At 56.5% G+C, this 5391-nt stretch carries 5 protein-coding genes and 3 pseudogenes; 3 read left to right on the top strand and 5 right to left on the bottom strand.

The genetic code is table 11. The features are described 5' to 3' along the window. Together BC360_RS24715 and BC360_RS24710 are read left to right on the top strand one after the other, a co-directional pair. A pseudogene (locus BC360_RS24715) lies at positions 1 to 181 on the top strand (acetyltransferase); the annotation flags it as partial. 249 nt (positions 182 to 430) lie between these two features. Next, positions 431 to 1255 carry a capsular polysaccharide synthesis protein gene (locus BC360_RS24710; protein ID WP_161491395.1) on the top strand — a complete coding sequence of 275 codons (825 nt, stop codon included), beginning with the start codon at positions 431 to 433 and terminating at the stop codon, positions 1253 to 1255. Here the strand turns inward: BC360_RS24710 and BC360_RS24705 are convergent. The 5 genes and pseudogenes from BC360_RS24705 to BC360_RS32860 all read right to left on the bottom strand — a co-directional run. Then, the gene (locus BC360_RS24705; RefSeq protein ID WP_065797234.1) at positions 1188 to 1985 is read right to left on the bottom strand and encodes a hypothetical protein; all 798 of its coding nucleotides are present in this window, start codon (positions 1983 to 1985) and stop codon (positions 1188 to 1190) included. The genes BC360_RS24710 and BC360_RS24705 overlap by 68 nt on opposite strands. A 2-nt stretch (positions 1986 to 1987) precedes the next feature. Beyond that, positions 1988 to 3199, bottom strand: coding sequence for an IS256 family transposase (locus BC360_RS24700; RefSeq protein WP_065797233.1), 1212 nt, complete (start codon positions 3197 to 3199; stop codon positions 1988 to 1990). A 139-nt stretch (positions 3200 to 3338) separates the two neighbouring features. Further along, entirely contained in the window at positions 3339 to 3926 is a 588-nt protein-coding gene (locus BC360_RS24695) for a sulfotransferase family protein (RefSeq protein ID WP_139110189.1), read from the bottom strand. A 221-nt stretch (positions 3927 to 4147) separates the two neighbouring features. Further along, entirely contained in the window at positions 4148 to 4678 is a 531-nt protein-coding gene (gene cysC, locus BC360_RS24690; RefSeq protein WP_320416836.1) for an adenylyl-sulfate kinase, read from the bottom strand. Between the two features lie 254 nt (positions 4679 to 4932). After that, positions 4933 to 5137, bottom strand: a pseudogene (locus BC360_RS32860) (DUF922 domain-containing protein); the annotation flags it as partial. A gap of 105 nt (positions 5138 to 5242) precedes the next feature. On the opposite strand from BC360_RS32860, the pseudogene BC360_RS33205 reads away from it, so the two are divergent. Beyond that, positions 5243 to 5391, top strand: a pseudogene (locus BC360_RS33205) (acetyltransferase); the annotation flags it as partial.

The raw sequence follows: 5391 nt of genomic DNA, 5'->3' as shown, positions 1-5391 counted from the left end.
CGCCCCCTATACGATCGTCGGCGGCGTGCCTGCCAAGCTCATCCGTGACCGGTTCAATGCCGGTATTGGCGAACGCATGGACAACCTCGCCTGGTGGGATTGGGACCATCAGCGCCTGCGCAAGGCGCTCGACGATTTCCGCGAGCTGACAGCCGAGGAATTTCTCGTTCGCTACACGTAAGTTGCAGGGCCACCCGAGCCCTCGTGCGCGATTTCCGCATCGTTCAGTTGGTCGACCGGGCGCGATTGCCGTCGCCCCAAATCCCAACTATTACGGCCTTGGTTGCGTATGGGGGCTAATTCAATGCAGGACTATTTGGTTCAGGGTATGCGCCGCAGTGCGGGTCGCACGCGACTCCTGCTCGCAGCGCACGTCGCCGTCGCCCCATTCCTCCCATGGAGCTTACGGCGTAGGGCGATCGCGTTGCAAATGAGGACCAACAGCACCCAACACTTGGCAGCGCGTTATGCCGCGATCGATCACTGCAAAAGTGTCGAAAAGCCACCACTTCGCCAAGGCCAGCTTGGGCCGATTTGGCAATTCTGGGCCCAGGGAGCGGAAAAGGCTCCGCCGATCGTGCAGACCTGCCTCAGTTCGGTCGAAATGAATGCCGGCGGCAGGAAACGCATCGTGCTCACCGCCGAAACCGTGGGCGATTACCTGGATATACCTGGCAGGGTTATGGACAGAATCCCCTTCTGGGGGTGGACAAAGTTTTCAAATTTGGCGCGTTTGATGTTGCTTGAGCGGTATGGCGGAACCTGGATAGACGCAACCGTTCTGATCGACCGCGCTATTCCACAGTGGATTGAAGAAAGCGAATTTTTCGTATTCCGGTGGCCCTATGACCCCCGCATCCTGGCCAACTGGTTTATCCATGCGAGATCAGAGACCCCCCTAACGGTCGCAATAAGTGCAGCCTATCAGGATTATTGGCTTCACGCTGAGAAGCCCGGTGACTACTTCATGTTCCACTATTTGTTTGAAGCTGTTGTGCTCGCTCAGCATAGGCTGAGCAAGCTATGGAAAGATGTGCCGTTTCACAGCGCAGCCACTCCCCATGAGCTGCAGGCGCTGCTCTCGCAGCCCTTCGACTCCGGCACATACCGGAAGACACTCGACCGATCATGGATACAGAAGCTAACGTACAAGACGGAGGTTGAGGCGCCTTGCGACGTCCCAACCTTCATTTCGCGCTTGAGCGAGGGTCTTCCGTCGCAGGACCACCCAGAAAGCTGCCCAATACACGCATGAGGCGTGTAGCTCTCCACGAAAAACTGCTTAGAATTTCGTTCAAGCCTTTTTCCAGCATGTCGGCGCGAGCTTCTGCGGCTGCAAGATCATTCAGCGATTGGAACTGCTGCCGCTGAACCTCCTCTAGTTTCATGGTCTCGGTCTGCAACGCCGCCTGCAAGTGATGCAGTTGGTCTGACATCACTCCGGCGTCCCGCAGCGCTTGAGCCAGCTGTGCCGATTTCAGCTCAATCTCCTGCTGCGCCTGGGTCAACTGCACTGACTTCATTTCAGCGTCCTGCTGGATCTGCCCCACGTGCGAACGGAAAATCTCGGCATGCCTCGCCTGCCTATCTGCAAATTCATCAAACGTTGCGTCCACAAATCTTATAGGAGGATTGTCGAGTTCTTCACGCAGAGAGGAAAGTGTCCTCATGGCTTGTTCGTCGCAAGGGTCTCGCTCAAGCCGCTCAATACTCGCCAGTATTTGGTTCACAAACCCATCGACTACATCCAGGCTTGACAAGCTATCTCCGGAAGCCTGGTGGTGTCGCAGGTCGGATCTTATAAATGCAGCTATGTTCGCTCGAGCGTCGACCATAGGAATCGGCCATTCTACTTTCAGCAATGAACCAATCCGATTGCATACGCCCTCAAAATCGTTAAGCAGAGCATCGTAGGGCACAAAAACCCGGTTCGAGATAGCGTCCGTCAAGTTGGTGTAATTTTGGGTGTGGAACCGGGCCGTCATGATCAGGCGGCTTTCGGTGTAATCTGAAGGGGCTTTTCCTCCTCGATTGTCGGTGGGTTTAGCTCTGCCATTCCCTCGATCTGCATGTATCGATGCTGGAGCTGCCATTCGTCGTTGGCTTCGAGGAGGACGGCTCCGATCAAGCGGATGATGCTGTCTTCGTTGGGAAAGATGCCGACGACATCGGCACGGCGCTTCACTTCCTTGTTCAGACGCTCCAGTGGATTCGTGCTGTGAAGCTTGGTGCGATGCTGGGAAGGAAACGCCATGTAGGCGAGCACGTCGGTTTCAGCGTCGTCCATGAATGTGCCGAGCTTCGGCCATCTGGCCCGGAGCTGGTCGGCGACATGCCGCCAAGTTTGAACGGCTCCGTCACGGTCCGGCTGGATGAATGCCTGGCGGATCGCGGCCGCGACCATGGTATGCTGGCCCTTGGGCACATAGGCGAGCGCATTACGCATGGCATGAACCCGGCATCTCTGCCAGGTCGCACCGAGCACACGGACGATGGCCGATTTCAGTCCCTCATGAGCGTCAGAGATAACCAGCTTGACGCCGGTCAGCCCTCGGCGCACCAGATCACGCAGGAATGACGTCCAGAACGGTTCGGCTTCGGAAGGGCCGATATGCAGGCCGACGATCTCCCTCTTGCCATCCGTGTCGACAGCCACCGCGATTATTGCCGCGACCGAGACGATGCGCCCGCCTTCACGCATCTTCAAATAGGTGGCGTCCAACCACAAATATGGCCAAGCACCGGAAAGAGGGCGTCTGAGGAAGGCATTCACACGTTCGTCGATGTCCTTGCAGAGCTTCGATACGGATGACTTCGAGATGCCCGTCATGCCCATGGCCTGCACCAGTTCATCGACCTTGCGGGTCGAGACGCCATTGATCCACGCCTCCTGGATGACGGCGACAAGGGCTTTCTCCACCGTCTTTCTCGGCTCAAGAAAGCCGGGAAAATAGCTGCCCGAGCGCATCTTCGGGATCTTCAGGTTCAAGGTGCCGAGCCGCGTGTCGAGGGATCGGTCGCGATAGCCGTTGCGCCAGGTCTGGCGGCTTTCGCCACGCTCGTAGCGTCCGGCTCCAATCAGCCCATCAACATCGGCCTCCATGATCATTTGCAGGACGCTTTCGGCAATCGCACGAAGAAAATCTGGATCGCCGCTCTTCGCGGCAAGCTCGGCAAGAGGTAATCTGTCGTCGGTCATCGGGTTTTCCTTTCGGTCAGGTTGAAGTCTCGCAACTCCACCTTCTCCGACGGGCCCGGTGCCCACCTGACGTCTCGCGGAAAACGCAGCGCAATCGCCACCGCTTCCTCCACTCAAATCGCCTCCGAAATTACACCAGCTACGCGGACGCTATCCGGTTCGACCCACGCGTGGCTGCTTCTGCATCGAGTATGTGTCGGGCCCAAAGCAACTTGGCATAAGCGTTAGACATGCCATCGCGGGCATTTAGCGAGGCAGCGACTTCAATCGCATTTCGGTACGGAATGACGAAGCGAAGATCTACCCTAAGCTGATCAGTCACATCACTGTAGACCGGTACCAATCGACAGATCCTCGGATCTTTCAAAACAAACAGCTGCGAGTCACCAAAATCCTCTTGGAGGCAAGCAGCGATCGCATCCCTGAAATGAGGATACTTCTCTCGCAAAGCCTGGGAATCGAAACTCCTCCAATCGTCCCACCGGCTTCCGCCTTCTGACAGCACTTGGTCATTTAGTTCAGCGAGCTTTTGAGGTTCCCAGTGTCCGGTTTCGTTGCCGTGATTGGCTCCCATCAACCTCTGGGGTAATTCGGCGCCCAGGAGGCTTAGAACGCGAGTCAACGCACTGGTCCCAGATCGGTGCATACCAAGCACGGCCAATCCAACGCGCCCCTTCGGATGTGCAAGCTGAGACTCATCTTGCTCGGCTGGGATCGAAACGTTCATGCTGGGCTCCCCCTCGATTTTCTTATTCCCCCGTGGATCAAGGCAGTGCGCTTTCATGGGTTTGCCGAAGCGGCTTTTCGTCTCGATCACCACCGCTCACTATTGGATCAGCAAGGGCTTAAGCAAGCCCTGCGTTGACATGAGGAAGATAAATCACAGTGGTACTGGCCCCACAGCTTTTCCGCGCAGATTCCAATCTGACCTGGGCGACTGTGCAAACCTCAGTAGAATTTCCCCCTCAGGAATGTCTCAACTTCTTGCGCCAAATGGACGGGATCTGCCACCATGGTGCGCAAATGCAATTCCGGGCGCTCTGGTGCTTCGTATGGCGAATCGATTCCAGTAAAATTTTGAAGCTCTCCGGAAAGTGCCCGCTTATACAGGCCCTTAGGGTCGCGCTGAATACACTCCTCCAGAGGAGTGTCGACGAAGATCTCTATAAGTTCACCAGGTTCCATCAAATCTAGGGCGAACTGGCGCGCAGAACGGAATGGCGAAATGAACGCGACGATGACGATCAACCCAGCCTCTGTCATGAGTTTGGCGACCTCGGCTATGCGGCGAATGTTCTCCACGCGGTCGGCCTCAGCAAAACCGAGATCGCTATTCAGCCCATGCCGAATATTGTCGCCGTCAAGCAAGATCGTGTGACGACCGTCGTCGTGCAAGAGCTTTTCCAGATGGTTAGCGATTGTCGATTTGCCTGCCCCTGAAAGGCCCGTGAACCAAAGTACCGCCGGCTTCTGGTTCATCAATTCTGCACGGGATCTCTTTGGGACCTCGACTGGCTGTAAACAAATGTTCATTTTAGGTCGAACGGGAAAATCCATCATTGCTGCTCAACAACCAGGTAGAAGAGTCGAACGCTCAAAATGAAGTTGTCCGCCATTCGATTGTCCTGTTAGTCGGCGAGACGATGGATGCCAGCCGTGTCTGAACCTTAGCCATTATCTTCCCGACAGGCGGACAGGAACTATAGATTCCGCAAACCTGTCAATCCGAACTGCTACGGCCCATTCACCAATTTAGGGGTAATCTGGCGGATATTGCCGCCATCCGTGAGTTCGGCTTCATCGAAGTCGCGGCTGCGCATATGGCGCGCCTGGGAATGCGCGCCGAGCCGCTTGGTCATTTCCGTTTTTAATCTTCCGGCACTTGGTGTCATCCCGAACCCTCAAGCCCACGGTCGTATTTTCGATAGCGCACAGCATTACGGCCCGACCTGGCGCGCGACCCTGCACCACTTCACCTACCGCGCTCCGAACTATTGGGACGATACCGAAGTCGATCACGATCTCTTCGCCTGGCGCCGGTCCAACCGGGTCACCATCGGCCACGACGCAACGCTGCTGCCCGGGGTCAATGTTGGCAATGGTGCGGTGATCGGCGCGGGCGCTGTCGTCTCCAAGGACGTCGCCCCCTATACGATCGTCGGCGGCGTGCCTGCCAAGCTCATCCGTGACCG

The organism is Ensifer sp. LC163, assembly GCF_001695855.1.
Classification (GTDB): Bacteria; Pseudomonadota; Alphaproteobacteria; order Rhizobiales; family Rhizobiaceae; genus Ensifer.
The sequence above is the reverse complement of the archived record's forward strand: the minus strand, read 5'-3'. Positions and strand labels throughout refer to the sequence as shown.

What these genes read in the sequence shown, in the direction of transcription:
- BC360_RS24710 (WP_161491395.1), top strand. Translation starts at nt 431, where the DNA reads ATGAGGACCAACAGCACCCAACACTTGGCAGCGCGTTATGCCGCGATC.
- BC360_RS24705 (WP_065797234.1), bottom strand. Translation starts at nt 1,985, where the DNA reads ATGACGGCCCGGTTCCACACCCAAAATTACACCAACTTGACGGACGCT.
- BC360_RS24700 (WP_065797233.1), bottom strand. Translation starts at nt 3,199, where the DNA reads ATGACCGACGACAGATTACCTCTTGCCGAGCTTGCCGCGAAGAGCGGC.
- BC360_RS24695 (WP_139110189.1), bottom strand. Translation starts at nt 3,926, where the DNA reads ATGAACGTTTCGATCCCAGCCGAGCAAGATGAGTCTCAGCTTGCACAT.
- cysC (WP_320416836.1), bottom strand. Translation starts at nt 4,678, where the DNA reads ATGAACCAGAAGCCGGCGGTACTTTGGTTCACGGGCCTTTCAGGGGCA.